This window comes from Streptomyces hygroscopicus (genome assembly GCF_026168105.1).
Lineage (GTDB): Bacteria > Actinomycetota > Actinomycetes > Streptomycetales > Streptomycetaceae > Streptomyces > Streptomyces hygroscopicus_D.
Genome location: NZ_LBMW01000129.1, coordinates 1 through 2,474 on the forward strand (window position 1 = coordinate 1; position 2,474 = coordinate 2,474).

General features: G+C 68.1%; 3 protein-coding genes and 1 pseudogene. 1 reads left to right on the forward strand and 3 read right to left on the reverse strand.

What is annotated here, in order from left to right; genetic code table 11:
* Positions 1–182, reverse strand: a pseudogene (locus tag AAW14_RS39140) (hypothetical protein); the annotation flags it as partial.
* 217 nt (positions 183–399) lie between these two features.
* Positions 400–702 (reverse strand): hypothetical protein, encoded by a 303-nt coding sequence (locus tag AAW14_RS39145; RefSeq protein WP_046911494.1) that lies wholly within the window; start codon positions 700–702, stop codon positions 400–402.
* A gap of 273 nt (positions 703–975) precedes the next feature.
* Between AAW14_RS39145 and AAW14_RS39150 the strand changes: the two genes are divergently transcribed.
* The gene (locus AAW14_RS39150) at positions 976–1,446 is read left to right on the forward strand and encodes a hypothetical protein (RefSeq protein WP_265569231.1); all 471 of its coding nucleotides are present in this window, start codon (positions 976–978) and stop codon (positions 1,444–1,446) included.
* 337 nt (positions 1,447–1,783) lie between these two features.
* Here the strand turns inward: AAW14_RS39150 and AAW14_RS39155 are convergent.
* The coding region (locus tag AAW14_RS39155) for a DUF5753 domain-containing protein (protein WP_265569232.1) at positions 1,784–2,474 on the reverse strand (691 nt) is incomplete at its 5' end.

Genomic DNA, 2,474 nt, shown 5'->3' on the forward strand with positions numbered 1-2,474 from the left:
CTGGAGTTCCTGCTATTCCGATCTCCGCGCGTGACGCGCTTGACGCGGAGGCCGGCGCGGAAGCGGCCGGTGCGCAGGTCGTCGACGAAGGCCGCCACGGTCTGGCGGAAGCGGCGGCGCTGCTCGGGGGTGAGGCGGTCCAGGTCTCCGGTGAAGCGGGGCAGGGCCTCGTACGTGGGCACGGTGAACTTCTCCAGAAAGCACGAAGCCCCCGCCCGGTGGCCGAGGGCGGGGGTGGCTGTTCGTGTCGAAGGGCGTCGGGGACGTGGTCTGCTCAGCGGTCTCGGCTGGTTGGGGCTGGCGTGCGCTGGTGTGCGTTCGATGACGCTCGATTGGGTTGGAGTGGGCCGGGGTGGGCGCCACTCCGGTAGCCGGGGCGCAGTGTTCGCAAGGTCCGCGTCAGGTCTCGTAGCGGTCGCGCATCGCGTCCCAGAACTGCTGGGGCCGGGTGGCCTCGCAGCCGTCACACCGGTACCCCGCGAACCAGACGCGGGCCGGCCGTCCTGTTGGGCTGACTCGCGGGAGCAGCCGAACTCGGGGCGAAGCGGCCGGAGGCACAGTGGGCAGGAGTCCGCCTTGATGGACTTCGGCTTCCGGGGCCGCTTTGTCGTCCTGGACCTGGACGGCGCGGAGGTAGCTGAACGCGCTGATCGCCGCGTGCGGGGTCATCGGTGCGAGCGGCAGGGCGATGGTGTCGGGCATGACGGCTCCTCACGTACGGGCCACCGCGCGGATCGCAACGGCCCCAGATCCAGAGCCTGGGGGAGTCGCCCTGTGGACAGAGTCCGCGCACCGAAGGTGACCACCTACCCCCCTTGTCCAGGTTCGGACGGCCGTGCGTTTCCCCTTGACAGGGTCCACCAGGTGCGACAAACCGCCCACCTCGGTGGGGGAGAGATCTCCGTCCCGGCACGCTGAGTGACGGATGGGGAAAAGCCGCTGCCGGACCCGGTACACCACTGGGAGACTCCGGAGATGACCACGCAGCGCCTCCCGTTCCCCGTGCCCGACGAACGCGCCCACTACTTCGTCGGCCAGTACGCCGACATGCACGACCTCGTGGCGGACCTGGTCGTGCCCGACGGCGTCCCCGAGGCTGCGGCGACCGTCCTGCGCACGGCCCGGGAGCTGCTGCGCCAGTCGTACTACTGCTTCGAGTTCTCCACCGTGGCGGTCCTGCACTCCCTGATCGCGGTGGAGATCGTGCTGCGCGACCGGATCCCGGGTGCGGGCAAGAAGCCGCTGCAGAACCTCATCCAGCAGGGCGCGGAGACCGGCGTCCTGACCGGCCGGCAGGCGGAGTACCTCGACTACGGCCGGAAGATCCGCAACGGCATGGCGCACGGCAAGAACACGCACGCGGCGATGCCGCCGGCTATGGCCGTGCCGATGGTGACGACCTCATTCACGATCGTCTCCGAGCTCTGCGCCGCACCCACCACATGATCACGGCTCGATGCACCAGGCGGGGGACTGCGGGTGTGACCAGAGGTGGGACCACCGAAGTCGGCGATCTTCCATTCGTGCAGTTCAGAGGCCGTGGGCAAGCCCTCCTCAGAAAACGACACCCTTCCTCGCGAGAGCCGAGGGGAAAGGTGATCCGTATCCCGGGCCGGCGGCCGCGTGGAGGGGTAGATCGGGCCCGGCCACGATTGCCGGTTGGCAGCGTGGCCGGACACGCGATGAGGGAGTTGTTACGCCTTGCCTGCGGCTTCGAAGCGGAAGCCGAAGAGGCCGCCACCAAGCCGGACGTCGACGGCCTGGCGCACGGGAGCTGTCAATGTCAGCCGCAGGACGCGATGAGGTCGCGGAGGATCCCGGACGTCAAGTCGGGGGGTGCCGCCTCGGTCGCGACGCGTTCCATGAATCCGTTGTAGACCGCCGCGTCGGGACCCCGCACCTGAGCCTCCCGCAACGTCTCGGCGTGCCCCAGGATTGCGTGGACAATGCTCTCCGTGTTGTGCGGTCGCTCGGCAGCGTCAGCCAACCGGTACAACTGCTCCTGGTACCGCGAGTGGGCGTCTCCCCGGCTGATGTACTGGGCGCCGGAGAGTTGTTCCGTGTAGACGATGTCAGGCAGCAGCCGTTCCGCGAAACGCAGGATCGTCACCGGTTCGCCGATGTCCACGACACCCCCTGCGCGGAAGGGCACGATCTGGATGGTGACGTTGGGCCACCGCGCGAGACGCAGAAGGTGCTCGAGCTGTTCCTGCATCACACGGCGGCTACCTACCTGGCGGAGTAGGACCCCCTCGTCGAGAACAGCGTGGAGCTTGGGAGCGTGGATGGAATCCAGCAGCTGCTGGCGCTTCATACGCAGCTCCACCCGGCGATCGATCGTTTCCTCCTCATCAAGAGGCAACCCAGTCCGGAGGATCTCCCTCGCGTACTTGGGTGTCTGGAGCAGGCCGGGAACGAGTCGCGCCTCGTATGTCTGGATGGAATCAGCGCTCTGCTCCAGGTCGAAGAGGAGC